This window comes from Gracilibacillus phocaeensis (assembly GCF_900626275.1).
GTDB classification, from domain to species: Bacteria; Bacillota; Bacilli; order Bacillales; family Amphibacillaceae; genus Gracilibacillus; species Gracilibacillus timonensis.
The window spans coordinates 1,160,150-1,183,400 of the sequence record NZ_LR131145.1; the positions used below are offsets into that span (position 1 = coordinate 1,160,150).

Annotated in this window: 38 protein-coding genes; all 38 read right to left on the reverse strand. The window is 40.6% G+C overall.

Annotated elements, in window-relative coordinates; genetic code table 11:
• Nucleotides 1-12: 12 nt before the first annotated feature.
• Nucleotides 13-810: an energy-coupling factor transporter transmembrane component T family protein gene (locus E0E32_RS21575; protein ID WP_066189285.1), complete on the reverse strand. Its 798-nt coding sequence runs from the start codon at nucleotides 808-810 to the stop codon at nucleotides 13-15.
• The gene (locus E0E32_RS21580) at nucleotides 807-1,673 is read right to left on the reverse strand and encodes an energy-coupling factor transporter ATPase (RefSeq protein ID WP_130860879.1); all 867 of its coding nucleotides are present in this window, start codon (nucleotides 1,671-1,673) and stop codon (nucleotides 807-809) included. Before E0E32_RS21580 ends, E0E32_RS21575 begins: the two co-directional genes overlap by 4 nt.
• Nucleotides 1,649-2,482, reverse strand: a complete 834-nt coding sequence (locus tag E0E32_RS21585) for an energy-coupling factor transporter ATPase (RefSeq protein WP_066189278.1) — start codon at nucleotides 2,480-2,482, stop codon at nucleotides 1,649-1,651. Before E0E32_RS21585 ends, E0E32_RS21580 begins: the two co-directional genes overlap by 25 nt.
• 1,267 nt (nucleotides 2,483-3,749) lie before the next feature.
• A complete protein-coding gene (rplQ, locus tag E0E32_RS21590; protein ID WP_130860880.1) occupies nucleotides 3,750-4,103 on the reverse strand; it encodes a 50S ribosomal protein L17 in 354 nt (117 codons plus the stop codon).
• Nucleotides 4,104-4,142: 39 nt separating this feature from the next.
• On the reverse strand, nucleotides 4,143-5,087 hold the full coding sequence (locus tag E0E32_RS21595) for a DNA-directed RNA polymerase subunit alpha (protein ID WP_066189273.1): 945 nt from the start codon (nucleotides 5,085-5,087) through the stop codon (nucleotides 4,143-4,145).
• Nucleotides 5,088-5,378: 291 nt separating this feature from the next.
• Nucleotides 5,379-5,768: a 30S ribosomal protein S11 gene (rpsK, locus tag E0E32_RS21600; RefSeq protein WP_066189270.1), complete on the reverse strand. Its 390-nt coding sequence runs from the start codon at nucleotides 5,766-5,768 to the stop codon at nucleotides 5,379-5,381.
• Nucleotides 5,769-5,791: 23 nt separating this feature from the next.
• Nucleotides 5,792-6,157, reverse strand: a complete 366-nt coding sequence (rpsM, locus tag E0E32_RS21605; RefSeq protein ID WP_066189269.1) for a 30S ribosomal protein S13 — start codon at nucleotides 6,155-6,157, stop codon at nucleotides 5,792-5,794.
• A gap of 19 nt (nucleotides 6,158-6,176) precedes the next feature.
• A complete protein-coding gene (gene rpmJ, locus E0E32_RS21610) occupies nucleotides 6,177-6,290 on the reverse strand; it encodes a 50S ribosomal protein L36 (RefSeq protein ID WP_003156543.1) in 114 nt (37 codons plus the stop codon).
• A gap of 30 nt (nucleotides 6,291-6,320) precedes the next feature.
• On the reverse strand, nucleotides 6,321-6,539 hold the full coding sequence (gene infA / locus E0E32_RS21615; RefSeq protein WP_062321807.1) for a translation initiation factor IF-1: 219 nt from the start codon (nucleotides 6,537-6,539) through the stop codon (nucleotides 6,321-6,323).
• On the reverse strand, nucleotides 6,517-6,852 hold the full coding sequence (locus E0E32_RS21620) for a KOW domain-containing RNA-binding protein (RefSeq protein WP_066189266.1): 336 nt from the start codon (nucleotides 6,850-6,852) through the stop codon (nucleotides 6,517-6,519). The genes infA and E0E32_RS21620 overlap by 23 nt, the downstream gene beginning before the upstream one ends.
• An 84-nt stretch (nucleotides 6,853-6,936) precedes the next feature.
• Complete coding sequence (locus E0E32_RS21625; protein WP_066189264.1) at nucleotides 6,937-7,590, reverse strand: adenylate kinase; 654 nt, start codon at nucleotides 7,588-7,590, stop codon at nucleotides 6,937-6,939.
• Nucleotides 7,591-7,632: 42 nt separating this feature from the next.
• Entirely contained in the window at nucleotides 7,633-8,928 is a 1,296-nt protein-coding gene (secY, locus tag E0E32_RS21630; protein WP_066189262.1) for a preprotein translocase subunit SecY, read from the reverse strand.
• On the reverse strand, nucleotides 8,928-9,365 hold the full coding sequence (gene rplO, locus E0E32_RS21635; RefSeq protein ID WP_066189259.1) for a 50S ribosomal protein L15: 438 nt from the start codon (nucleotides 9,363-9,365) through the stop codon (nucleotides 8,928-8,930). Before rplO ends, secY begins: the two co-directional genes overlap by 1 nt.
• Nucleotides 9,366-9,394: 29 nt before the next feature.
• Nucleotides 9,395-9,577 carry a 50S ribosomal protein L30 gene (gene rpmD / locus E0E32_RS21640; RefSeq protein ID WP_066189257.1) on the reverse strand — a complete coding sequence of 61 codons (183 nt, stop codon included), beginning with the start codon at nucleotides 9,575-9,577 and terminating at the stop codon, nucleotides 9,395-9,397.
• A gap of 13 nt (nucleotides 9,578-9,590) precedes the next feature.
• Nucleotides 9,591-10,097, reverse strand: coding sequence for a 30S ribosomal protein S5 (gene rpsE, locus E0E32_RS21645; RefSeq protein WP_066189254.1), 507 nt, complete (start codon nucleotides 10,095-10,097; stop codon nucleotides 9,591-9,593).
• Between the two features lie 18 nt (nucleotides 10,098-10,115).
• Nucleotides 10,116-10,478, reverse strand: coding sequence for a 50S ribosomal protein L18 (gene rplR / locus E0E32_RS21650; RefSeq protein WP_066189251.1), 363 nt, complete (start codon nucleotides 10,476-10,478; stop codon nucleotides 10,116-10,118).
• 32 nt (nucleotides 10,479-10,510) lie between these two features.
• Nucleotides 10,511-11,047, reverse strand: a complete 537-nt coding sequence (rplF, locus tag E0E32_RS21655) for a 50S ribosomal protein L6 (protein ID WP_066189248.1) — start codon at nucleotides 11,045-11,047, stop codon at nucleotides 10,511-10,513.
• Nucleotides 11,048-11,080: 33 nt separating this feature from the next.
• A complete protein-coding gene (gene rpsH, locus E0E32_RS21660; RefSeq protein WP_066189245.1) occupies nucleotides 11,081-11,479 on the reverse strand; it encodes a 30S ribosomal protein S8 in 399 nt (132 codons plus the stop codon).
• 29 nt (nucleotides 11,480-11,508) lie between these two features.
• Complete coding sequence (gene rpsN, locus E0E32_RS21665; protein WP_066189242.1) at nucleotides 11,509-11,694, reverse strand: 30S ribosomal protein S14; 186 nt, start codon at nucleotides 11,692-11,694, stop codon at nucleotides 11,509-11,511.
• A 29-nt stretch (nucleotides 11,695-11,723) separates the two neighbouring features.
• A complete protein-coding gene (rplE, locus tag E0E32_RS21670; RefSeq protein WP_066189240.1) occupies nucleotides 11,724-12,263 on the reverse strand; it encodes a 50S ribosomal protein L5 in 540 nt (179 codons plus the stop codon).
• Nucleotides 12,264-12,290: 27 nt separating this feature from the next.
• The gene (rplX, locus tag E0E32_RS21675) at nucleotides 12,291-12,602 is read right to left on the reverse strand and encodes a 50S ribosomal protein L24 (RefSeq protein ID WP_066189237.1); all 312 of its coding nucleotides are present in this window, start codon (nucleotides 12,600-12,602) and stop codon (nucleotides 12,291-12,293) included.
• A gap of 39 nt (nucleotides 12,603-12,641) precedes the next feature.
• Entirely contained in the window at nucleotides 12,642-13,010 is a 369-nt protein-coding gene (gene rplN, locus E0E32_RS21680) for a 50S ribosomal protein L14 (RefSeq protein WP_066189234.1), read from the reverse strand.
• Nucleotides 13,011-13,052: 42 nt separating this feature from the next.
• Nucleotides 13,053-13,316 carry a 30S ribosomal protein S17 gene (gene rpsQ / locus E0E32_RS21685; RefSeq protein WP_066189231.1) on the reverse strand — a complete coding sequence of 88 codons (264 nt, stop codon included), beginning with the start codon at nucleotides 13,314-13,316 and terminating at the stop codon, nucleotides 13,053-13,055.
• A gap of 20 nt (nucleotides 13,317-13,336) precedes the next feature.
• Nucleotides 13,337-13,540 carry a 50S ribosomal protein L29 gene (gene rpmC, locus E0E32_RS21690; protein WP_066189228.1) on the reverse strand — a complete coding sequence of 68 codons (204 nt, stop codon included), beginning with the start codon at nucleotides 13,538-13,540 and terminating at the stop codon, nucleotides 13,337-13,339.
• Nucleotides 13,530-13,964, reverse strand: coding sequence for a 50S ribosomal protein L16 (rplP, locus tag E0E32_RS21695; protein WP_066189225.1), 435 nt, complete (start codon nucleotides 13,962-13,964; stop codon nucleotides 13,530-13,532). Before rplP ends, rpmC begins: the two co-directional genes overlap by 11 nt.
• An 18-nt stretch (nucleotides 13,965-13,982) precedes the next feature.
• Nucleotides 13,983-14,624 (reverse strand): 30S ribosomal protein S3, encoded by a 642-nt coding sequence (gene rpsC / locus E0E32_RS21700; RefSeq protein WP_066189222.1) that lies wholly within the window; start codon nucleotides 14,622-14,624, stop codon nucleotides 13,983-13,985.
• A 3-nt stretch (nucleotides 14,625-14,627) separates the two neighbouring features.
• On the reverse strand, nucleotides 14,628-14,969 hold the full coding sequence (gene rplV, locus E0E32_RS21705) for a 50S ribosomal protein L22 (RefSeq protein ID WP_066189218.1): 342 nt from the start codon (nucleotides 14,967-14,969) through the stop codon (nucleotides 14,628-14,630).
• A 19-nt stretch (nucleotides 14,970-14,988) separates the two neighbouring features.
• A complete protein-coding gene (rpsS, locus tag E0E32_RS21710; protein WP_066189215.1) occupies nucleotides 14,989-15,267 on the reverse strand; it encodes a 30S ribosomal protein S19 in 279 nt (92 codons plus the stop codon).
• Nucleotides 15,268-15,324: 57 nt separating this feature from the next.
• Nucleotides 15,325-16,155 carry a 50S ribosomal protein L2 gene (gene rplB / locus E0E32_RS21715; RefSeq protein WP_130860881.1) on the reverse strand — a complete coding sequence of 277 codons (831 nt, stop codon included), beginning with the start codon at nucleotides 16,153-16,155 and terminating at the stop codon, nucleotides 15,325-15,327.
• A gap of 26 nt (nucleotides 16,156-16,181) precedes the next feature.
• Nucleotides 16,182-16,472, reverse strand: coding sequence for a 50S ribosomal protein L23 (gene rplW / locus E0E32_RS21720; protein ID WP_066189208.1), 291 nt, complete (start codon nucleotides 16,470-16,472; stop codon nucleotides 16,182-16,184).
• The gene (gene rplD, locus E0E32_RS21725; protein ID WP_066189205.1) at nucleotides 16,472-17,095 is read right to left on the reverse strand and encodes a 50S ribosomal protein L4; all 624 of its coding nucleotides are present in this window, start codon (nucleotides 17,093-17,095) and stop codon (nucleotides 16,472-16,474) included. The genes rplW and rplD overlap by 1 nt, the downstream gene beginning before the upstream one ends.
• A gap of 25 nt (nucleotides 17,096-17,120) precedes the next feature.
• Entirely contained in the window at nucleotides 17,121-17,750 is a 630-nt protein-coding gene (gene rplC, locus E0E32_RS21730; protein WP_066189202.1) for a 50S ribosomal protein L3, read from the reverse strand.
• Nucleotides 17,751-17,781: 31 nt separating this feature from the next.
• Complete coding sequence (gene rpsJ / locus E0E32_RS21735) at nucleotides 17,782-18,090, reverse strand: 30S ribosomal protein S10 (RefSeq protein WP_018934210.1); 309 nt, start codon at nucleotides 18,088-18,090, stop codon at nucleotides 17,782-17,784.
• 446 nt (nucleotides 18,091-18,536) lie between these two features.
• Nucleotides 18,537-19,727 (reverse strand): elongation factor Tu, encoded by a 1,191-nt coding sequence (gene tuf / locus E0E32_RS21740; protein ID WP_066189198.1) that lies wholly within the window; start codon nucleotides 19,725-19,727, stop codon nucleotides 18,537-18,539.
• 116 nt (nucleotides 19,728-19,843) lie between these two features.
• On the reverse strand, nucleotides 19,844-21,922 hold the full coding sequence (gene fusA / locus E0E32_RS21745; RefSeq protein ID WP_066189195.1) for an elongation factor G: 2,079 nt from the start codon (nucleotides 21,920-21,922) through the stop codon (nucleotides 19,844-19,846).
• A 39-nt stretch (nucleotides 21,923-21,961) separates the two neighbouring features.
• Nucleotides 21,962-22,432, reverse strand: a complete 471-nt coding sequence (gene rpsG, locus E0E32_RS21750; protein WP_066189192.1) for a 30S ribosomal protein S7 — start codon at nucleotides 22,430-22,432, stop codon at nucleotides 21,962-21,964.
• 39 nt (nucleotides 22,433-22,471) lie between these two features.
• Entirely contained in the window at nucleotides 22,472-22,885 is a 414-nt protein-coding gene (gene rpsL, locus E0E32_RS21755; protein WP_066189189.1) for a 30S ribosomal protein S12, read from the reverse strand.
• A gap of 100 nt (nucleotides 22,886-22,985) precedes the next feature.
• Complete coding sequence (locus tag E0E32_RS21760; RefSeq protein ID WP_066189186.1) at nucleotides 22,986-23,237, reverse strand: 50S ribosomal protein L7ae-like protein; 252 nt, start codon at nucleotides 23,235-23,237, stop codon at nucleotides 22,986-22,988.
• Between the last annotated feature and the right edge of the window lie 14 nt (nucleotides 23,238-23,251).

Sequence of the window (23,251 nt, forward strand, 5' to 3'; positions counted from 1 at the left end):
ATCTCAAACTCCTTATTGTCGCAAATAGAAAAAAATAACCAGGATCATCAGATAACTTATGGCTGCTACATAATCTCTCGATTGAAACTGTAACTGCCGTAGTTTAGTTCTACCATCACTGCCTCTATAACCCCGTGCCTCCATCGCCATCGCTAAATCCTCAGCACGCTTAAAGGCACTGATAAATAATGGCACTAGTAAGGGAACAACGGCATACATTCGACTTTTTATTGATCCCGTACGAAAATCCACCCCTCTGGAGGCTTGTGCCTTCGATATCTTTTCTGTTTCATCTAATAATGTTGGGATAAAGCGCAAAGAAATCGACATCATTAAGGCCAACTCATGTACTGGTACTCGTATCCTCTTCAGCGGACTCAATAATGCCTCCAGGGCATCGGTAATCTCCATTGGCGAAGTCGTTAATGTTAGCAAAGAGGTCACCAGTACCAACAAGAGAAAACGCCAGGAAATCATCAATCCGGTTTCGATGCCGCCTAGATGAATACGAAAGTTCCATATTTCCCATAAAACAGGCCCTTCTTTGGTTACAATTAAGTGTAAAATCATGGTAAACACAATCAAGAACCATACTGGGGTGATCCCTTTGACAATATAACCAATACGCTGTTGTGTTAAGATACAGGCCGTGATAGCAAATAAGGTAAGCCAGCCATAGCTAACCAAATTATTAGCAAAAAAAACAATAAACACAAAGGTAAAGATAATCATCAACTTGGTTCTTGGATCCAATCGATGAATATAGGAATGTCCAGGTACATATTGACCAATAATCATAAAGGACTTCATTTGCTGTTCTCCCTCAATTTTTCTGCGATTTCTCTGGCTAACGTTGCTACAGGTTGATAATGGTAGGGAAGCTTTATCGAAAACTTCTCCTCTAAGGAATGAAGTAATGCTAATACTTCCGGCATATCAAGATTCGCCTCTCTTAGTAATGCTGGTTGTGAAAAAACTTCCTTCGGTGTTCCTTGCGTCAGCACACTGCCATTGGCTAAAACGACAATTCTATCCGCATAAGCTAAAGCTTGGTCCATCTGATGGGTAACCAAAACGGTCGTTGTTCCTCGTTCTTTATGTAATTGATAGAATACATCCATTATTTCCTGCTGCCCTTGAGGATCCAATCCTGCAGTGGGCTCATCTAAAATAAGCAGTTCTGGTTTCATGGCCAATACTCCTGCAATAGCGATTCTTCGCATCTGGCCGCCGCTTAATTCAAATGGTGATTGTGTTAGTACCTCTTTTCCTACATTTACCTTTTCCAATGCATCCTCGATCCTAAGTGGAATCTCCTCTTTTGCCACACCAAAATTATCCATAGCAAAACGGATATCCTTTTCAACCGTTTCCTCAAATAATTGATGCTCGGGGTATTGAAAAACAATTCCTACCTTCTCACGCAGCTTTTTAAGATCCTGTTTTTTTTGGTCTTTTGCCAGAAGATAGTCACCAATTTGCACTTGACCAGTGCTTGGGATTAATAAGCCATTCATGTGCTGCAGCAAAGTTGATTTCCCCGAACCAGTATGACCAACTACTGCAACAAACTCTTTGTCATGTATACAGAGGTTGATGTCCTGCAATGCTTGGTAGCGAAAAGGGGTATTCGGCTGATAGATATAACTTACATCTTTGAATGTGATTTCCATAATGCATCTATAAGCTCCTCTTGATCTAGTGGATAATTAGTAAAGGAATAGCCTTGCTGTTCTAATTCTGTAGCCAATGCTACCGTTAACGGCAATCTGAGTCCAATTGACTGTAAATCAAATTGGTTATCATATAACCGATCCGTCGTACTATCTTTAAAAATCTGTCCATCTTTCATCACTATCACCCGATCAGCCATGGTAATCTCGTTTAAATCGTGGGTAATCATCACGATCGTGATAGACAGTTGTTTCTTTAACGATAAAATCGTGGAAAGCATTTCTTTTTTACCACGGGGATCTAACATGGAGGTTGCCTCATCTAATAAGAGAATTTGCGGATGTATGGCTAAAACACTGGCAATAGCAACTCGTTGCTTCTGCCCCCCTGATAAGTGATACGGCTCATGGTCTTCATAGCTTTCCATGCCAACCTGCTGCAGTGTCTCTTGAATACGAACCAACATTTCATCTCGTGAAATGCCTCGGTTCTCTAATCCAAATGCAACATCATCTCGAACGGTGGTACCAACAAATTGATTCTCGGGATTTTGGAACACCATGCCAATTTTCTGTCTCATTTCCCATATATTCGCTGGGGTCATTTTTCGATCGTCTATATATATTTCACCAGCTTGGGGCTGTAATAGTCCATTGGCAAGCTTAGCAATGGTGGATTTACCCGAACCATTATGTCCAAGTATGGCAACCGTTTGATTACTGTCCATCTTTAAATTAAAGTGTTTTAACACCCATGGGGCTTCTTCGTGATAACGAAAATATACATCACGGAATTCAATTGCAGCCATTTTTCCAAACGCCTCCCCTTATTATTTCCCAGGCAATAATTATATTCTATCAGCTTTTATAGTGGATTGACCAGTGGATTCATAGATACAGCAATTTTCTTTTTAAAAAGGATAAGAAAGTTATACTGTCTTTTATGAGTACTTGTTGATAATGCGCGTGATGCAACATAGTTTTATGGCTATTTTGAGAGTCTGTGTCACTCCAGTCAACCACTATACTGTCCGAAGTGCTTACAGAACACTCAGAAATCATTTGGTTCATTATCGCTACGCTGAGGCAGATAGAAACATATAATGATCCTTAAGCCTAACACTACCAATAATGTGGATTATGTAAAGTAAGCTTGCGATTATTTTGAGAGAATATGTGTGCAAGATCAACGCTCCGGCCAACCACTCCGCTTTCCATGGGCACGGCCTTAGCTAACTTGTAAAAGAAGAGCGCTTTTACAAGTGGATCTGCGGCTCGTGCTGTTCCCATAGGAGTCTACGTGGTTGGCCTACGCTAAAGAATCGTTCAGCATTTCTAATAAGAAGGAGCATGCACGCCAAGAATAATCTACATACCTGCTTATTCTTCCTGATGTATATGGATTCTTGTTCATGTTACGAGCACAGTTTATCTAAGCAGTTTTAAACGTAAGAATATCCCTATTTATCTTGCGTAAACGCAGTCAGTTACGCTTTTAGTGATCACTCATGTTGCTATGAACTCTATGAAGAGAGATTCATTCCTTAGTATGTTTTTCTCGCATGCTCGAATGTAGTCCTAATATTTAGTAATATATAAAAGAAGACTAATGAAACACTTCACCTTACTGCTACAGGCTTCTTGATTAATAGAAGTTCATGTACTAGAGCGCTGGATCCTTGCAGTGATGAACATTGTGGTACTGTTATCTAGCGGAGGGAATAGGTGGAGACTCCTATGGGACCAGGACGAGCTGAAGATCCACTAAAAAGTGCTCTTCTTTTTAGTTAGCTGAAGCCGGCCCCATGGAAAGCGGAACCTATTCCCGCAGCGGTCTACCCAGCACAAAAAACGGGCAAACTCACCACTTAGGAAAATGCACTACTCTACAAAATCCACATTATCGGCATCTTCGCTAGAGGCGACGTTCATTTACAAATGAAAAACGGGCCTACTTACCAGATGAATAAACCGACTTAGTATCATTCTGTGTATCCGTAAAAAAAGCAAAAAAGGGCCTGGATTCACCTCTGAACGAGATTGTGTCCTGCCCCTTAACATTGTGGTTATGGAATTTTATACCAATTCAATGATTGCCATATCTGCTCCGTCTCCGCGACGAGGTCCTAATTTTAGCACTCTCGTATATCCGCCTTGACGATCTTCATAGCGCCCTGCAATATCATTGAAAAGCTTTTGAACGGCATCTTCCTCTTCACTCGCCTCCGCATTGTATAGAAACGATGCTGCTTGACGACGTGCATGAAGGTCACCACGTTTACCAAGTGTAACCATTTTATCTACTACTGAGCGTAGTTCTTTTGCCTTCGCTTCTGTTGTTTCAATACATTCATGGATGATTAAATCTGTAGCTAATCCACGAAGTAAAGCTAAGCGTTGATCTGTTGTACGACCTAATTTTCTAGCCATGGAATATCCCTCCTTCATTCGATATCGCTAGTGGCCTCATTAATCTTCTTTTCGTAAGCCTAGACCTAGATCTTCTAGCTTGTGTTTCACTTCTTCTAGTGACTTACGACCTAAGTTTCGAACTTTCATCATGTCTTCTTCCGATTTATGAGCCAATTCTTGTACCGTATTAATACCCGCACGCTTTAGACAATTATAAGACCTTACCGATAGGTCGAGTTCTTCAATTGTCATCTCGAGCACTTTCTCTTTTTGGTCTTCTTCTTTTTCAATCATAATTTCAGCATTTTTTGCTTCATCTGTTAAACTTACAAAAATATCCATGTGTTCCGTAAAGATTTTTGCCCCTAATGAGACAGCTTCTTCTGGACGGATACTTCCATCAGTCGATACATCAAAAGTTAGTTTATCGTAATTTGCGTCTTGCCCGACACGCGTATTCTCAACTTGATAGGTTATTTTAGATACTGGAGTGAAGATAGAGTCAACTGGAATAACACCAATTGGTCGATCTTCATGGTTATTAGAATCATCTGGGCGATATCCTCGACCACTTTGTGCTGAAATTCTCATTTTCAGATGGCCATTACTCCCAACGGTAGCAATATGAAGATCCGGATTTAAAATTTCGACATCACTGTCAAAAATAATATCCGCAGCCGTAACCTTACCCTCACCTTGAACATCTACTTCTAATGTCTTCTCTTCATCTGAATAGATCTTTAATGCAAGTTTCTTCAAGTTTAAAACTATCGTAGTTACATCCTCTACAACACCTTCAACTGTTGAAAATTCATGTAAAGCACCATCTATTTGAACAGATGTGACAGCAGCGCCAGGGAGCGAAGATAATAGAATACGACGCAAGGAGTTCCCAAGTGTAGTACCATATCCACGTTCAAGTGGTTCTACAACGAATTTACCATAAGTAGCATCATCGCTGATTTCTACTGTTTCAATTTTTGGTTTTTCAATTTCGATCATTCATTAAACCCTCCTTTAAAACGTCGAAACCCCGGTTAGAGCCAGGTCTAACCGAAATTCCCCAGGTAGGCAGTTCCCGTTTCTGCACTATGCAATTGTGACCTTGTTTCTGTCGATGCAATGGTGTATCTATTACTCCTTCCATTCTATGTTTGAAAGGGAATAGGTATCTTAAAATAGCTGCACTCCCTACTTTAAGCCACACTTATCCTTCAAAACGAACGGATGTAGTAAAAAACTTTATTAAGCTATCATAAACCATTATGGACAGATTAACAAATAATATACTAATTAAACTCGACGACGTTTTGGCGGGCGGCAACCATTGTGAGGAACTGGTGTTACGTCAACAATGGCAGTTACTTCTAAACCTGCTGCTTGAAGTGAACGAATAGCTGCTTCACGTCCAGCACCAGGTCCTTTCACTGTTACTTCTAAGGTTTTCAAACCATGATCCTGAGCTGCTTTTGCGGCAGACTCAGCAGCCATTTGTGCTGCGAAAGGAGTAGATTTCTTTGAACCTTTAAAGCCAAGTGCACCAGCACTGCTCCAGCTGATTGCGTTACCTTGCACATCAGTAATCGTTACGATAGTGTTATTAAAGGTAGAACGAATGTGTGCCACACCCGTATCTATATTCTTTTTCACACGGCGTTTACGCGTATTTGTTTTACGTGCCATAAACAAGCAAACCTCCTTTTATATTATTTCTTTTTGTTAGCCATTGTCTTTCTAGGACCTTTACGAGTACGTGAATTGTTTTTCGTTTTTTGTCCTCGAACTGGTAAACCACGGCGATGTCGTACACCACGATAAGAGCCAATTTCAATCAGACGTTTAATATTCAACGATACCTCACGACGAAGATCACCTTCGACAGTAACGTTATCGATTTTCTGACGAATTTGTGCTAATTCTTCTTCCGTTAAATCACGAACGCGAGTGTTTTCGTTAACACCAGCTTCTTCTACTACTTTTTTGGCGGTTGTTTTTCCAACACCATAAATGTAAGTTAGAGCAATTACTACACGTTTTTCACGCGGAACATCTACACCAGCAATACGTGCCATAGATTACTTACACCTCCTCTTATCCTTGTTTTTGTTTATGCTTAGGATTTTCGCAAATTACCATTACTTTTCCTTTACGACGAATAACCTTGCATTTTTCACAGATTGGTTTTACAGATGGTCTTACCTTCATCTTCCATACCTCCTCTTGTATCGGAGCATTTTATTTATAACGGTACGTAATTCGACCTCTAGTTAAATCATATGGAGAAAGTTCAACCGTTACTTTGTCTCCTGGCAGGATTCGGATAAAGTGCATTCTTATCTTACCAGAAACATGAGCCAAAACGGTATGACCATTCTCTAGTTCTACTTTAAACATTGCATTAGGCAAAGTATCTACTACTGTACCTTCGACTTCAATTGCATCGTCTTTCGCCATCGAGTTGATCTCCCTTCTTCAAATCTGTCTCGTATTCTTCGACAAATTTCTTTATAGCATAACGCAACTTACCATTGGTTACGCGCCCTGTTTCGAGAAGGCTTCTTTTCACTTCAGGAGATATGAACGGTGTATATGCTATATGCTGCATATTCTTCTTCTTGGGACGATCATATTTACGTTTATCTCCATCAGCCAACAACACAAAACGGCTGTCTACTTTCTTAATTACAACTGCAAACTGACCTGCTTCGCGTCCTTGTAGGATCTGAACAACCTGACCTAACTCCGGATAACTATCTGATTCGCTCAATCATCATCACCTTCATTTAGGTTTTACGTTATACCTTATTCATCATGTTCAACCTCGGTCATATTATACCAAGTTTCTCCTGCTTCATGAAGAAATTGCTTTTAATTTCTCATCGATCGCATCGAATACTTGGTCAATATCCTGACCACCATCAATCGTTACTAAGTCACCTTTAGCGGAATAGAAGTCTAACATCGGTTGTGTTTGCTCTAGGTTTACTTCTAAACGATTTTTTACAGTGTCTGGCTGATCATCTTCGCGCTGGATCAATGCCGCACCATCTTTGTCACATTTCCCCTCTACTTTCGGAGGATTAAATATCACATGGTAGGTGGTACCACATTCTGGACAAATACGACGACCTGTTAGACGTTCGACTAATGCCTCTTTGTCGACATCAACATGCAACACATAATCAATACTACGATCCATATCAGATAGTAACTGATCAAGCGCCTCGGCTTGTGCCAAGGTACGTGGGAAGCCATCTAACAGAAAGCCTTTCTCGCAATCTTTTTTATTAAGTCTTTCTTCTACGATTCCGATTGTGACTTCATCAGGAACTAGAGCACCTTCATCCATATAGCTTTTTGCCTTCTGTCCAAGCTCCGTTCCTTCCTTAATCGCTAACCGGAACATATCCCCAGTTGAGATATGAGGTATATCATATTTCTCTACAATCTTCTCTGCCTGAGTACCTTTTCCTGCACCGGGCAGTCCCATAAGGATTAAATTCAAGGATTTTCCCCTCGCTCTCTGTCTTGTCAGACACATAACGTTTTATTGAATGAAACCTTTATAGTTACGTTTGACTAGCTGTCCTTCTAACTGCTTCATGGTTTGTAGTGCGACACCAACCACAATTAGAAGCCCTGTACCACCGATTTGAACGGTTTGTGGCAAATTAGCGACAGGTCCCAATACTAGAGGTAACACAGCTATCGCAGCTAAGAAAAGTGCTCCAACAAATGTTAGTCGATACATAACACGTGTTAAATAAGTCTCCGTTGTTTTACCCGGGCGAATACCTGGGATATAACCGCCTTGTTTCTTTAAATTATCTGCCATTTGTTCTGGATTTACCTGAACAAATGTATAGAAATACGTAAATGCGATAATTAACGCAACGTAGATTATCATACCAGTGGCGTTCGTATAATCAAAGATACTTGCAATCGTGTTTGCAATTTGATTGCCCTCAAAGAATTGTGCAATTGTACGAGGTGCAATGATAAAAGAAATTGCAAAAATGACTGGAATTACCCCAGCTGCATTTACTTTGAGTGGTAAATGGGTGGTGTGTCCACCAACTGGTGAGCGATTCACTATTCGTTTGGCATATTGTACTGGGATTTTACGTAATGCTTGTTGAATGAATATGACACCTACAATAACTGCAAGTACCAATAACACAATCAACGAGACAATAATAATATTGATGAATAGATCATCTCCACTACCAGATCCAAAATATTGTGCGTAAATTTGGTTAATACCATTTGGAATACCTGCAGCAATACCAGCAAAAATAATGATAGAAATACCATTACCTACACCGTGTGCTGTGATTTGTTCCCCTAGCCACATTAAGAAAGCCGTACCTGCTGTTAAAACAATCGCAATAACCATAAACTTTCCTACGCCAGGATCGGTAATCAGCATTCCGCCAGACATCGCGTTAAACCCAACAGACATGGCACATGCCTGTATAAAAGCCAATACGATCGTTGCATATCGTGTTACTTGTGCAAGCTTCTTACGCCCCATTTCACCTTGCTTCTTCCACTCCGAGAATTTCTGAACGACATCCATCTGTAATAATTGCATAATGATGGAGGCAGTGATATAAGGCATGATCCCCATTGCTAAAATGGAGAAGTTCTGTAATGCCCCACCGCCGAATGTATTCAGTAAACCAAATACACTCTGCTCATTCATAAAATCAATAGCGTTTCGGTCGGTGAAAGGAACCGTAATAAAGGTCCCAATACGGAATACGATTAACATAAGAAGTGTAAAAACGATTTTCTGTCTTATATCAGCTACGCGCACAAAATTGGAAATTGTACGAAACATTACATCACCTCTGTTTGACCGCCCGCTGCTTCGATTGCTTCTTTCGCTGAAGCAGAAAACTTATGAGCTTTTACAGTTAATTTCTTTTCTAATTTACCATTACCAAGAATCTTAACGCCAGACTTCACCTTGCTGATGGTGCCTGTTTCAAGTAAAAGCTCAGGTGTCACTTCCGCACCTTCATCAAAGTTATTTAATGTTTCCAGGTTTACAATCGCAAACTCTTTGCGATTAATATTAGTAAAACCACGTTTCGGTAAACGTTGGAAAAGTGGCATTTGCCCACCTTCAAACCCTAAACGTACACCGCCGCCTGAACGGGAGTTTTGACCGCCATGACCACGTCCAGATGTTTTACCGTTACCTGAAGACATACCGCGACCAACGCGATTACGTTGTTTTTTCGCTTGTGCTGGTTTTAGTTCATGAAGTTTCATTCGAGCACCTCCTCTTCTGACTTATTTCATTATACTTCTTTTACGTCTACTAAATGTGATACCTTGTTAATCATGCCTCGCACGACAGGAGTATCTTCACGGACTACTGATTGTTGAATCTTTCTAAGACCTAGTGTTTGTACAGTAGCTTTTTGTCCTTCTGATCTACCGATGACACTGCGTTTGAGGGTTATTTCTAATTGATTAGACATTCGATATCCCTCCCTATCCTAACAATTCTTCTACAGATTTGCCGCGAAGTGATGCTACTTCTTCAGCACGTTTTAATTCATTTAAACCATTGATGGTTGCATGAACCATGTTAATTGGCGTATTAGAGCCTAATGATTTAGAAAGAATATCTCCTACACCAGCAAGTTCTAATACTGCACGTACAGGTCCACCTGCAATAACCCCGGTACCTTCTACAGCTGGTTTCAATAAGATATTACCAGCTCCAAATTGTCCGTGAATTTCATGCGGAATGGTAGTACCAACGATCGGTACTTCTATTAAGTTTTTCTTAGCATCATCAATTGCTTTTCTAATGGCCTCTGGAACTTCTTGTGCTTTTCCAGTACCAAAGCCAACGTGACCATTCTTATCTCCGACTACCACTAATGCAGCAAAGCGAAAACGACGTCCACCTTTTACAACCTTCGCTACACGATTAATTGTTACAACGCGTTCTTCTATATCTAATTTATTTGGGTCGATGTTAGTACGCAACATATGTCCCTCCTTTTTTTATTAAAATTCAAGACCTGCTTCACGAGCAGCATCTGCTAAAGATTTAACACGTCCATGATATAAATATCCACCACGATCAAAAATAACATTGGTTAAGCCTTTGTCGATCGCTCGTTTTGCGATTAGTTCACCAACTTGCTTAGCAGCTTCTACGTTTCCAGTAGCCTCTAAGCTTAATTCTGTATCTACTGTAGATGCACTTACTAATGTAACGTTGTTCACATCATCAATAATTTGTGCGTAAATGTGCTTGTTGGAACGAAATACGTTTAGACGCGGACGCTCCTGTGTGCCGAATAGGTTTTTACGGACACGTTGATGTCTTTTCTTCCGTACACTGTTTTTATCAGGCTTTGTGATCATCTAGGTCACTCCTTTCTGTTCCCTACCTAACCTTACTTAGCTGTTTTACCTTCTTTACGACGTACATATTCATCTGCATAACGAATTCCTTTGCCTTTATACGGCTCAGGCGGGCGGATGGCACGAATATTCGCAGCAATAGCTCCGACTAGTTCTTTATCAATACCCTTAACTACCACTCTGGTATTAGAAGGCACTTCCACTTCAATCCCATCTACAGCTTCGATCTCTACTGGATGAGAATAACCGGCATTCACAACTAGTTTGTCGCCTTGTTTCTGCGCACGATAACCTACACCTTGGATCTCAAGTGCTTTTTCGAATCCTTTGTGCACACCTTCTACCATGTTGGCAATAAGGCTTCGGGTAGTACCGTGTAATGCTTTATGTTCTTTACTATCTGATGGACGTTCTACAGATAGTACATTATTGTCAATGTTCACTTTCATGTCACTGCTGATGGTACAGCTTAATTCGCCTTTTGGTCCTTTAACAGCAACATCGTTACCATCCACGTTTACTTCCACGTCTTGTGGAATTTCTAATAGTTTTAAACCTATACGAGACATGCTCTGGCACCTCCTGTCATTTAGAAAATCATCTTACCAAATGTATGCTAGCACTTCGCCACCGATAGCTTGTGAACGTGCTTCTTTATCTGATAATACACCTTTTGAAGTAGAAACGATCGCAATTCCAAGGCCGTTTAACACCTTAGGAAGTTCGTCTGCTTTTGCATAAACACGTAAGCCAGGTTTGCTAATACGTTTCAAACCAGAGATTACACGCTCATCGTTTTGTCCATACTTCAAAAAGATACGAAGGATTCCTTGTTTGTTATCCTCTACTAATTCATAGTCACGGATAAATCCTTCACGCTTTAAAATATCTGCCAATTCTTTTTTTAGATTCGACGCTGGGAACTCCAATTTTTCATGGCGAACCATGTTTGCGTTACGAATACGAGTAAGCATATCTGCAATTGGATCTGTCATAACCATTATTTTTACCTCCTTCCCTGCTCGGGGATTTACCAGCTTGCTTTTTTGACACCAGGAATTTGACCTTTATAGGCAAGTTCACGGAAACATATACGGCATAATTTAAACTTACGTAAAACAGAATGCGGGCGTCCACAACGTTCACAGCGAGTATATTCTTGCACTTTGAATTTTGCTGGTCTTTGTTGCTTTGCAATCATTGATTTTTTAGCCACTCTTTTACCTCCTTATAATAGCTTTACACTTATTTTTGGAAAGGCATGCCAAGCTGTGTTAATAGTTCAGAAGCTTCTTCGTCCGAATCGGCAGTTGTTACAATAACAACATCCATACCTCTTACTTTACCTACTTGGTCGTAATTAATTTCTGGGAAAATTAATTGTTCTTTAACACCTAATGTGTAATTACCACGGCCATCAAAGGCTTTATTAGAGATACCACGGAAATCACGTACACGTGGAAGTGATACATCGATTAGCTTTTGAAGAAAGTCATACATACGCTCACCGCGCAAGGTTACTTTCGCACCGATTGGCATTCCTTCACGCAAACGAAAGCCTGCGATTGATTTTTTTGCTTTTGTTACAACTGGTTTTTGTCCCGTGATTTGCGTTAATTCCTCAACAGCTGAATCGAGTGCTTTTGAGTTCTGTACAGCATCACCAACACCCATGTTGATCACAATTTTTTCGACTTTTGGTACTTCCATCACAGAAGCATAATTAAATTTCGATACTAATGAAGAAACAATTTCACTATTGTATTTTTCTTTTAAAGTGTTCATCACGTAAACCTCCTTTCACCGCTAAGACTATTTATCTAATACTTCACCAGATTTTTTAGCGATACGAACTTTCTTTCCATCCCGAACTTCATGCCCAACACGAGTTGGTTCGCCTGATTTTGGATCTAATGGCATTACATTTGATACATGAATGGCTGCTTCTTGGCTTAAAATACCACCCTGTGGATTTTCTTGTGAAGGTTTAGCGTGTTTCTTCACGATATTAACGCCTTCGACAAGTACACGATCCTTCTTAGGAAAAGCAGCTAATATTTCACCTTGCTTGCCTTTATCTTTACCGGAAATAACTTGTACTTTATCACCTTTTTTTACATGCATGCTATCCGCACCTCCTTACACGGTTTTTCCGTAACGTGCTTATAATACTTCTGGAGCTAGAGATACGATTTTCATGAATTTCGCATCACGCAATTCACGTGCAACTGGTCCAAAAATACGAGTACCTCTTGGACCTTGGTCATCACGAATGATAACCGCTGCGTTCTCATCAAATCGAATATAAGAACCGTCTTTACGTCTTACTCCACTTTTTGAACGTACAATTACTGCTTTTACTACTTCACCTTTTTTAACAACGCCCCCTGGTGTTGCTTGTTTCACCGAACAAACAATGACATCACCAATGTTCGCTGTCTTGCGACCAGAGCCACCAAGTACTTTGATTGCCAATACTTCACGTGCTCCAGAGTTATCTGCAACTTTCAAACGAGATTCCTGTTGGATCATCTTTGTGTACCCTCCCTTCGGAATTACTCCGAGCGAACTTTATTAAATAATTACTGCTTCTTCTACCACTTCTAATAGACGGAAACGTTTTGTTTTCGACTGTGGTTTAGTTTCCATGATTCGCACAACATCACCGATTTTTGCTGTGTTGTTTTCATCATGCGTTTTGAATTTCTTTGAGTATTTGACACGCTTGCCATATAAACTATGGAATTTATAGGTTTCTACAACAACTGTGATGGTTTTATCCATTTTATCGGATACGACACGTCCAGTGTAAACTTTACGATTATTACGTTCACTCATATCGAGGCTAACCTCCTTTATTATCCGTTATTTACGCTTAGCTCTCTTTCACGCACAACTGTCTTCATGCGTGCGATCGATTTACGCACTTCACGCAAACGCGCTGTGTTTTCCAATTGACCTGTAGCTAATTGGAAACGCAAATTGAAAAGCTCTTCTTTTAATGATTTGACCTGTTGTTCAATTTCGGCAGTGGTTAATTCTCTAATTTCATTAGCCTTCATTGATTTCACCACCAATTTCTTCACGTTTTACGAACTTCGATTTGATTGGTAATTTATGTGCTGCAAGACGAAGTGCTTCGCGAGCTACTTCCTCTGATACACCAGCGATTTCAAACATAATCTTACCTGGTTTTACAACAGCTACCCATCCTTCAGGCGCACCTTTACCAGAACCCATACGAACCTCTAGAGGCTTCGCTGTATATGGTTTATCTGGGAAAATTTTAATCCAGACTTTACCGCCACGTTTCATATAACGAGTCATTGCAATACGGGCAGCTTCGATTTGACGGCTAGTGATCCATGCTGATTCTGTTGCTTGAAGACCATACTCACCAAAAGCTACTTGTGTACCGCCTTTTGCTTTACCTTTCAAACTTGTACGATGTTGCTTACGATGTTTTACACGTTTAGGCATTAACATAATACGTTGCCCCCTTCCTTAGTTGTTATTTTTCGTTGGAAGGACTTCTCCACGATAGATCCATACTTTAACACCAAGTTTACCGTATGTTGTATCTGCTTCTGCAGTTCCATAGTCAATATCTGCACGTAAAGTATGAAGTGGAACAGTTCCTTCACTGTAACTTTCAGCTCTTGCCATATCTGCACCGCCAAGACGACCAGATACTTGGGTACGAATACCTTTCGCTCCAGCACGCATAGCACGTTGGATCGTTTGCTTCTGTGCACGACGGAAAGATACACGGTTTTCTAGTTGACGAGCGATGTTTTCAGCTACTAATTTCGCATCTAAATCTGCTCTTTTCACTTCTACGATGTTGATATGGACTCTTTTACCAGTAAGTTTATTTAATGATTTACGAAGTGCTTCTACTTCTGAACCACCTTTACCGATGACCATACCAGGTTTGGCTGTTGAAATAGAAATATTCACGCGATTTGCTGCTCTTTCAATTTCTACTTTCGATACCGCACCATCTTTTAATCGTTCTTCAATATATTCACGAATTTTAATATCTTCATGTAATAGGTCTGCATAATCTTTGCCTGCATACCACTTAGATTCCCAATCGCGGATAATACCGACACGAAGACCCGTTGGATTTACTTTTTGACCCACAGATTATCCCTCCTTTTTCTCAGATAAAACCACTGTAATGTGGCTAGTACGTTTGTTGATTTGTGTTGCGCGACCTTGTGCACGTGGGCGAAAACGTTTCAGTGTAGCACCTTCGTTTACAAACGCTTCTGACACGACTAGTTCATCAGGGTTCATTTCATAGTTGTGCTCTGCATTTGCGATCGCAGAGTTCAATAATTTTTCAACAACTGGTGAAGCACCACGTTGTGTATGTTTTAATATTGCAATTGCTTCTCCTACCGCTTTACCGCGAATTAAATCGATCACTAAGCGAACCTTACGAGGAGCAATACGAACTGATTTTGCAACAGCTTTTGCTTGCATTAGGAGTACCTCCTCTCAATTAGCGTTTTGTTTTTCTGTCATCTCCGGCATGCCCTCTATACGTACGTGAAGGAGCAAATTCGCCTAATTTGTGTCCAACCATATCTTCTGTTACATATACTGGGACATGTTTGCGACCATCATATACCGCAATGGTATGACCAACGAAGCTTGGGAAAATAGTAGAACGACGAGACCAAGTTCTCACTACTGTTTTCTTATCATCTTCATTTAGTTTGTCAATTTTTTTCAATAAATGATCATCTGCGAAAGGTCCTTTTTTTAAGCTACGACCCATGGATAAGCCTCCCTTCGCGATTGTGAGACGGGTGATAATCCCCGTCGTACAATCCCGTTATTTTTTACGTTTACGTACAATAAATTTATCGGTTGGTTTGTTGCGTTTACGCGTTTTGTAACCAAGTGTCGGTTGACCCCAAGGTGACATTGGTGATTTACGTCCAATTGGTGCGCGTCCTTCACCACCACCGTGTGGGTGATCGTTAGGGTTCATAACAGAACCACGAACTGTTGGGCGCTTGCCTAACCAACGAGAACGTCCAGCTTTACCAATGCTGATTAATTCATGTTCCAAGTTACCTACTTGACCAACTGTTGCACGGCAAGTTGCTAAAACTAAGCGTACCTCACCAGAAGATAAACGAACTAATGCATATTTACCTTCACGTCCAAGGATCTGTGCTTGTGCACCAGCGGACCTTACTAGTTGGCCTCCTCGGCCTGGTTTGAGTTCCACATTATGGATAATCGTACCTACCGGAATATCAGCTAATGCCAATGCATTGCCTGGTTTAATATCTGCATTTGGTCCAGATTCAATCTCTTGACCTACTTTTACTCCTTTAGGTGCTAAAATATAACGTTTCTCTCCATCTGCATAGTTTACTAATGCGATGTTTGCTGAGCGGTTCGGATCGTATTCAATTGTAGCAACTTTGCCTGGTATTCCATCTTTGTCGCGTTTAAAATCGATAATACGATATTTACGTTTGTGTCCACCGCCTTGATGACGAACAGTTAATCTACCTTGATTATTACGTCCACCACGTTTACTCAATGGTGCTAACAAGGATTTCTCTGGCTGATTCGTTGTAATCTCAGCGAAATCAGACACTGACATTCCTCTGCGGCCATTAGTAGTTGGTCTATACTTTTTAATCGCCATCTGTTTTCCCTCCTTTATATATCAACTTATACTGTTTCAAAGAAATCTAATTCATCACTGTCTTCTGACAATTGAACAATTGCTTTCTTACGGTCTGGACGATAACCGCCATAACGACCCATACGCTTGAATTTACCTTTTTTGTTCATGGTATTGACATTGACTACCTTCACTCCAAAGATCTCTTCTACTGCTGCTTTGATTTGTGTTTTGGTAGCTTTCTTTTCTACTTCAAACGTATATTTCTTTTCTGCCATTAAGTCAGCAGAGTGTTCTGTAATTATCGGGCGCTTAATAATATCGCGTGCATCTGCCATTATGCAAGCACCTCCCCTGCTTTTTCAGCTGCTTCTTTTGTTAAGATCAGCTTGTCATGCGTAAGCAAGTCTAAAACATTTACTTCACTTACTGTTAAAACTTTTACGTTTTGAAGATTGTTAGCTGATTTTGCTAATACTTCATCCGTTTCTGCTGTTACGAATAATGCTTTTTTATCTGCATTTAATGAAGAAAGTATGGAAACTACTTCTTTTGTTTTCGGAGTTTCAATAGAAATCCCTTCTAGAACTACTAAGCTCTCCTCTTGTACTTTAGAAGAAAGAGCAGATTTGATTGCTAATCTCCTTACTTTCTTAGGTAGCTTGTAGCTATAGCTTCTTGGTGTTGGACCAAATACTGTTCCACCACCAACCCATTGTGGGGAACGAATAGAACCTTGACGAGCACGACCTGTACCTTTTTGACGCCATGGCTTACGGCCTCCACCACGTACTTCAGAACGGTTTTTAACAGCGTGCGTTCCTTGACGTAATGAAGCGCGCTGCATTAATATCGCATCGTGTAGTACATGTTCATTTGGTTCAATCCCAAATACAGCATCGTTGATTTCAACATCACCAACTTGTGATCCACTTTGATTAAATAGTGCTACTTTAGGCATGACATATCCTCCCTTCGATGATTAATTAGTTAGCCTTTACTGCACTCGTAACCTTTACGAATGATTTTTTTGCACCTGGAACGTTACCTTTGATTAGAAGAAGATTACGTTCTGCATCCACTTTCACAACTTCAAGGTTTTGAATAGTGATTTGTTCTCCGCCCATTTGTCCAGGTAACTTTTTACCTTTGAATACGCGCATAGGATCAATGACACCCATCGCACCAGGACCTCTATGATAATGGGAACCATGAGTCATTGGACCACGTGATTGGTTATGGCGCTTGATCGCACCCTGGAAACCTTTCCCTTTAGAAGTACCTGTTACATCAATCATATCTCCTGCTTCAAAAACCTCTACGTTAATCTCTTGACCTAAATCATATTCATCAAGATTTACGTCACGGAATTCACGAATGTAGCGCTTAGGGGCTGTGTTAGCTTTTTCAGCATGTCCTTTCGCAGGTTTGTTTGCATTGTTTTCCTTTTGATTCGCAAATCCAAGCTGAACTGCTTCATATCCATCATTTTCGTTCGTACGTTTTTGTAATACAACATTTGGTTCAGCTTCAATTACTGTTACAGGGATCAATTCTCCTTGTTCTGAGAAAAGCTGAGTCATGCCGATTTTACGACCTAAGATTCCTTTCGTCATCCGTCACACCTCCTATATTCTAATTTCTATATTATAATTTGATTTCAATATCCACACCAGATGGTAAATCAAGACGCATCAATGAGTCTACTGTTTTTGGTGTCGGACTTACAATGTCGATTAGTCGTTTGTGAGTACGCATTTCAAATTGCTCACGAGCATCTTTGTACTTGTGTGTCGCACGCAAGACCGTGTATACCGATTTCTCTGTTGGAAGTGGAATCGGACCAGACACGCCTGCACCAGATCTTTTTGCAGTATCCACAATTTTATCTGCAGATTGATCTAAAATACGGTGATCATACGCCTTTAAACGAATTCTAATTTTTTCTTTTGCCATTATTTTCCCTCCTTTTCGCCCATTTAAATAATAGACATTCTCCGCGAAAATATCTTGGTACACTAGCCATGGCAAAGGGGCCGGGTGTTCCAACAACCTTCCGCATCATCGCCTGTTTTATGACCAACATTCTTTATTATATAGAACTTTGCAGGCCAATGCAACATTTATGTGAAATTTTTTTTGATTTTTTTATGTGCTGCATCGATTGATATAAACAGGGTTTGTCGCACATAACAGATGCTTGTCATAAGTATTTATCAAAACTTAGAAACATACTGACCTTCACTTCTCATATATACACTATTGGTGCAGCTTTGTTGGGAAGATGCGTATGTGTTTATTTTCAAACTTAACAAGCTCCATCCCTTATCCTATTGTGATGATAGTTGTGGTCAAAAAAATGGAGTGGCGCAAAAGCCACTCCATTTTATTTTGCTTCATCATTACTTGATAATTTCAGATACAACACCAGAACCTACTGTACGTCCACCTTCACGGATTGAGAAACGAGTTCCGTCTTCAATCGCGATTGGAGAAATAAGTTCAACTGTCATTTCTGTGTTATCACCAGGCATAACCATTTCAGTACCTTCTGGAAGTTCGATAACTCCAGTTACGTCCGTTGTACGGAAATAGAATTGCGGGCGGTAGTTAGAAAAGAATGGAGTGTGACGTCCACCTTCGTCTTTAGACAATACATATACTTCTGCTTTGAAGTTAGTATGTGGTGTAATGGAACCTGGTTTCGCTAATACTTGACCACGGTTGATGTCTTCACGAGCAACCCCACGAAGTAAGGCACCAATGTTGTCACCAGCTTCTGCATAGTCAAGAAGCTTACGGAACATTTCTACACCAGTAACTGTTGTTTTTGCTTTGTCTTCAGCAAGACCGACAACTTCTACTTCGTCACCTACTTTTACAACACCACGCTCTACACGTCCTGTTGCAACAGTACCACGACCAGTGATAGAGAATACGTCCTCAACTGGCATCATGAATGGTTTTTCTGTGTCACGGTCTGGACGAGGTACGTACTCATCAACAGCATCCATAAGCTCAAGAATAGCATTTACATACTCTTCATCGCCTTCAAGTGCTTTAAGAGCAGAACCTTTGATTACTGGTACATCATCACCAGGGAAATCATATTCACTTAATAGATCACGTACTTCCATTTCTACTAGTTCAAGAAGTTCTTCGTCATCTACCATGTCACATTTGTTTAAGAAAACAACAATCGCAGGTACACCTACGTTTCTAGAAAGCAAGATGTGCTCACGAGTTTGTGGCATTGGGCCATCTGCAGCAGATACTACAAGAATAGCTCCGTCCATTTGTGCAGCACCAGTGATCATGTTTTTCACATAGTCAGCGTGACCTGGACAGTCAACGTGTGCATAGTGACGGCTATCTGTTTCGTACTCAACGTGTGCAGTTGAGATTGTGATTCCACGTTCTTTTTCCTCTGGAGCACCGTCGATTTGATCGTATGCGCGAGCTTCCCCGCTACCAAATTTGTTGAAAAGAACGTTAGTGATTGCTGCTGTTAAAGTTGTTTTACCATGGTCAACGTGTCCAATTGTACCAATATTAACGTGGTCTTTGGAACGGTCAAATTTTTCTTTACCCATGTGTATTTCCTCCTTTTAATTAAGTAAAATAGTTATTTATTTTCATGTATTATCGGCTTGGTTACATAACCTACACCTATAATACAAGTTATACGTTAGATTGTGAAAAAAATCAATTATTCACCAGCATTTTTCTTAATAATTTCTTCAGAAATGCTCTTCGGTACTTCCTCATAGTGATCAAAGTGCATAGTATACACACCACGACCTTGTGTATTAGAACGTAGAGATGTGGCATAACCAAACATTTCTGCAAGTGGAACAAATGCCTTCACTACTTGAGCAGTCCCTCTTGCTTCCATTCCTTCTACACGTCCACGGCGAGATGTTACATCCCCCATGATATCACCCATGTATTCTTCTGGAATAATAACTTCTACTCTCATCATTGGTTCAAGAAGAACAGGATTACACTTATTTTTCGCGGCTTTAAGTGCCATGGATGCAGCTACTTTAAAAGCCATTTCGTTGGAATCCACGTCATGATAGCTTCCATCATATAATGTAGCTTTAACATCAATTAATGGATAACCAGCAACGATACCATTTTCCATTGATTCCTTAATACCGGCCTCAACAGATGGGATATATTCACGCGGTACTACACCACCAACAATCTTATTGACGAATTCAAAGCCAGCACCTTCTTCGTTAGGTTCAAATTTCACCCAAACGTGACCATATTGACCACGACCACCAGATTGGCGAACGAATTTACCTTCTACTTCCGCACTTGCGCGGAACGTTTCACGGTAGGATACTTGTGGTGCACCTACATTTGCTTCCACTTTGAATTCACGCTTCAAGCGGTCAACAATGATATCAAGGTGTAATTCACCCATACCAGAAATGATCGTCTGACCTGTTTCTGGGTTTGTTTCTGTTCGGAATGTTGGATCCTCTTCCGCAAGCTTACCAAGTGCAATAGCCATTTTATCTTGATCAGCTTTCGACTTGGGCTCAATAGCAACAGAAATAACTGGTTCAGGGAATTCCATTGACTCTAAGATAACCAAGTCTTTTTCTCCACATAATGTATCACCAGTACCTGTATCTTTCAAGCCAACCGCACCAGCAATATCACCAGCGTAAACTTCACTGATTTCTTCACGAGAGTTGGCGTGCATTTGCAGGATACGTCCTACCCGTTCACGATTATCTTTCGTAGAGTTCTTCACGTATGAACCAGACTTTAAGGTACCGGAATACACACGGAAGAAAGTAAGTTTACCAACAAATGGATCGGTAGCCACTTTAAATGCTAATGCAGAGAAAGGACCGTTGTCATCTGCTTTACGAGTTACTTTTTCTTCTGATCCTGGCAAGATACCTTCGATTGGAGGGATATCTAATGGTGATGGTAGGTAATCAACTACACCGTCAATTAATAATTGAACCCCTTTGTTTTTGAAGGCTGAACCACAGAATACAGGATAGAATTCTACACTTAAAGTTGCCTGGCGAACTGCTGCCTTCAGTTCTTCTGTAGAAATCTCTTCACCTTCTAGGTAACGTTCCATAAGATCTTCGTCGAATTCTGCAATAGCTTCAATTAGGCTTGTGTGATATTCTTCTGCTTGCTCTTTATACTCATCCGGAATAGGTTTTGCTTCTGAACGAGTACCTAAATCATCAAGATAGAAATGTGCTTCCATGGTGATCAGATCAATGATACCTTCAAACTCATCTTCCGCACCAATTGGAAGTTGTACCGGATGGGCGTTTGCGCCTAAACGGTCACCTAATGTACCTACGGAATATAGGAAATCTGCTCCTACTTTATCCATTTTGTTCACAAAAACAATACGTGGTACGCCATATGTTGTAGCCTGACGCCATACTGTTTCTGTTTGAGGTTCTACACCAGACTGTGCATCAAGAACAGCGACTGCCCCATCAAGCACACGCAAGGAACGTTCTACTTCTACTGTGAAGTCTACGTGTCCTGGTGTATCAATGATGTTAATGCGATGACCTTTCCATTGTGCAGTTGTTGCAGCAGATGTGATGGTAATCCCACGTTCTTGTTCTTGCTCCATCCAGTCCATTTGGGAGGCACCTTCATGTGTTTCTCCAATTTTGTGGATGCGTCCTGTGTAAAACAAAATACGTTCTGTACAAGTTGTTTTACCGGCGTCAATGTGAGCCATAACACCGATGTTACGTGTATTCTCCAAGGAGAACTCTCTAGGCATGAATCTTTCTCCTTCCTATGACGAATATTGTTTGTTTTCTTACCAACGATAGTGTGCAAAAGCTTTGTTCGCTTCCGCCATTTTGTGCATATCTTCGCGACGTTTCACAGAAGCTCCTGTGTTATTCGAAGCGTCTAATATTTCATTAGCAAGGCGTTCTTCCATTGTTTTCTCACCGCGTAGACGAGAATAGTTAACAATGTAACGAAGACCTAATGCTTGACGACGTTCCGGGCGCACCTCAACTGGTACTTGGTAGTTAGAACCACCTACACGGCGAGCACGAACTTCTAGTACTGGCATGACGTTTTTCATCGCTTGCTCAAATACTTCCATTGCATTTTGCCCACTGCGTTCTTGCACAAGTTCAAATGCACTATAAAGAATTTTTTGTGCCTTACCTCTTTTTCCATCAACCATAATCTGATTGATTAAACGTGTAACAAGTTTTGAATTGTGTAACGGATCTGGTAAGACATCACGCTTTGGTACTGGTCCTTTACGTGGCATATCTCCCCCTCCTTCCTGTTATATTATTATAAGAAAAAATTATTTTTTAGGTTTTTTCGCACCATATTTAGAGCGGCCTTGCATACGTCCTTCTACACCAGAAGTATCGAGCGCTCCACGAACAATATGATAACGTACACCTGGTAAGTCTTTCACACGACCACCGCGGATTAATACAACACTGTGTTCCTGTAAGTTGTGACCAATTCCAGGAATATAAGCTGTTACCTCGATTTGGTTGGACAAACGAACACGTGCATATTTACGTAATGCAGAGTTTGGTTTCTTTGGAGTTAGTGTACCTACACGAGTACAAACACCACGTTTGTGCGGTGCATTTTGATCCGTAGCAATTTTTCGATGACTGTTATATCCTCTGTTTAATGCAGGGGAGTCAGATTTTTTTGATCTGGATACTCGTCCTTTACGTACTAACTGATTAATAGTTGGCATGTGTTTTCCTCCTTTCTCTAGCAAAAATGTAATACCACACATCCAGGTGGTTCATAATAGAGCAAAAAACAAAGTCTTCGCAAAAGAAATTGCCAAAACTTTATTGTTTGATCGCTACTGTCGCTGCTCCTACATCAATTCCACATGATTTACCAAGCTGGGTCATCGAATCGACATAGTTACACGGAACTTGATGTTCAGCTGCAGCCTGTGATACTTTGCTGGTGATATGCAGATCTGCATCACTAGCAATAATCACTTCTCTTGCATGACCATTTTTAATGGCTTTAAGCACTTGTTTGGTTCCAATGATCGTTCCATTATCTGCTTGTGCCACTTTTTCATAAGACATTCTCATATCCTCCA

Bases quoted from the DNA above. Each gene is read 5' to 3' on its own strand.
- E0E32_RS21575 (WP_066189285.1), bottom strand. From the start codon at position 810: ATGAAGTCCTTTATGATTATTGGTCAATATGTACCTGGACATTCCTAT.
- E0E32_RS21580 (WP_130860879.1), bottom strand. From the start codon at position 1,673: ATGGAAATCACATTCAAAGATGTAAGTTATATCTATCAGCCGAATACC.
- E0E32_RS21585 (WP_066189278.1), bottom strand. From the start codon at position 2,482: ATGGCTGCAATTGAATTCCGTGATGTATATTTTCGTTATCACGAAGAA.
- rplQ (WP_130860880.1), bottom strand. From the start codon at position 4,103: ATGGCTAGAAAATTAGGTCGTACAACAGATCAACGCTTAGCTTTACTT.
- E0E32_RS21595 (WP_066189273.1), bottom strand. From the start codon at position 5,087: ATGATCGAAATTGAAAAACCAAAAATTGAAACAGTAGAAATCAGCGAT.
- rpsK (WP_066189270.1), bottom strand. From the start codon at position 5,768: ATGGCACGTAAAACAAATACGCGTAAACGCCGTGTGAAAAAGAATATA.
- rpsM (WP_066189269.1), bottom strand. From the start codon at position 6,157: ATGGCACGTATTGCTGGTGTAGATGTTCCGCGTGAAAAACGTGTAGTA.
- rpmJ (WP_003156543.1), bottom strand. From the start codon at position 6,290: ATGAAGGTAAGACCATCTGTAAAACCAATCTGTGAAAAATGCAAGGTT.
- infA (WP_062321807.1), bottom strand. From the start codon at position 6,539: ATGGCGAAAGACGATGCAATTGAAGTCGAAGGTACAGTAGTAGATACT.
- secY (WP_066189262.1), bottom strand. From the start codon at position 8,928: ATGTTTCGTACAATTTCCAATTTTGTGCGCGTAGCTGATATAAGACAG.
- rplO (WP_066189259.1), bottom strand. From the start codon at position 9,365: ATGAAACTTCATGAACTAAAACCAGCACAAGCGAAAAAACAACGTAAT.
- rpmD (WP_066189257.1), bottom strand. From the start codon at position 9,577: ATGTCTAATCAATTAGAAATAACCCTCAAACGCAGTGTCATCGGTAGA.
- rpsE (WP_066189254.1), bottom strand. From the start codon at position 10,097: ATGTTGCGTACTAACATCGACCCAAATAAATTAGATATAGAAGAACGC.
- rplR (WP_066189251.1), bottom strand. From the start codon at position 10,478: ATGATCACAAAGCCTGATAAAAACAGTGTACGGAAGAAAAGACATCAA.
- rplF (WP_066189248.1), bottom strand. From the start codon at position 11,047: ATGTCTCGTATAGGTTTAAAACTATTAGAAATTCCACAAGACGTGGAA.
- rpsH (WP_066189245.1), bottom strand. From the start codon at position 11,479: ATGGTTATGACAGATCCAATTGCAGATATGCTTACTCGTATTCGTAAC.
- rplE (WP_066189240.1), bottom strand. From the start codon at position 12,263: ATGAACACTTTAAAAGAAAAATACAATAGTGAAATTGTTTCTTCATTA.
- rplX (WP_066189237.1), bottom strand. From the start codon at position 12,602: ATGCATGTAAAAAAAGGTGATAAAGTACAAGTTATTTCCGGTAAAGAT.
- rplN (WP_066189234.1), bottom strand. From the start codon at position 13,010: ATGATCCAACAGGAATCTCGTTTGAAAGTTGCAGATAACTCTGGAGCA.
- rpsQ (WP_066189231.1), bottom strand. From the start codon at position 13,316: ATGAGTGAACGTAATAATCGTAAAGTTTACACTGGACGTGTCGTATCC.
- rpmC (WP_066189228.1), bottom strand. From the start codon at position 13,540: ATGAAGGCTAATGAAATTAGAGAATTAACCACTGCCGAAATTGAACAA.
- rplP (WP_066189225.1), bottom strand. From the start codon at position 13,964: ATGTTAATGCCTAAACGTGTAAAACATCGTAAGCAACATCGTACAAGT.
- rplV (WP_066189218.1), bottom strand. From the start codon at position 14,969: ATGCAAGCAAAAGCTGTTGCAAAATCAGTTCGTATTGCTCCTCGTAAG.
- rpsS (WP_066189215.1), bottom strand. From the start codon at position 15,267: ATGGGTCGTAGCTTAAAAAAAGGACCTTTCGCAGATGATCATTTATTG.
- rplB (WP_130860881.1), bottom strand. From the start codon at position 16,155: ATGGCGATTAAAAAGTATAGACCAACTACTAATGGCCGCAGAGGAATG.
- rplW (WP_066189208.1), bottom strand. From the start codon at position 16,472: ATGGCAGATGCACGCGATATTATTAAGCGCCCGATAATTACAGAACAC.
- rplD (WP_066189205.1), bottom strand. From the start codon at position 17,095: ATGCCTAAAGTAGCACTATTTAATCAAAGTGGATCACAAGTTGGTGAT.
- rplC (WP_066189202.1), bottom strand. From the start codon at position 17,750: ATGACGAAAGGAATCTTAGGTCGTAAAATCGGCATGACTCAGCTTTTC.
- rpsJ (WP_018934210.1), bottom strand. From the start codon at position 18,090: ATGGCAAAAGAAAAAATTAGAATTCGTTTAAAGGCGTATGATCACCGT.
- tuf (WP_066189198.1), bottom strand. From the start codon at position 19,727: ATGGGTAAAGAAAAATTTGACCGTTCCAAAGACCACGTTAATATTGGT.
- fusA (WP_066189195.1), bottom strand. From the start codon at position 21,922: ATGCCTAGAGAGTTCTCCTTGGAGAATACACGTAACATCGGTGTTATG.
- rpsG (WP_066189192.1), bottom strand. From the start codon at position 22,432: ATGCCACGTAAAGGACCAGTACCAAAGCGTGATGTCTTACCAGATCCG.
- rpsL (WP_066189189.1), bottom strand. From the start codon at position 22,885: ATGCCAACTATTAATCAGTTAGTACGTAAAGGACGAGTATCCAGATCA.
- E0E32_RS21760 (WP_066189186.1), bottom strand. From the start codon at position 23,237: ATGTCTTATGAAAAAGTGGCACAAGCAGATAATGGAACGATCATTGGA.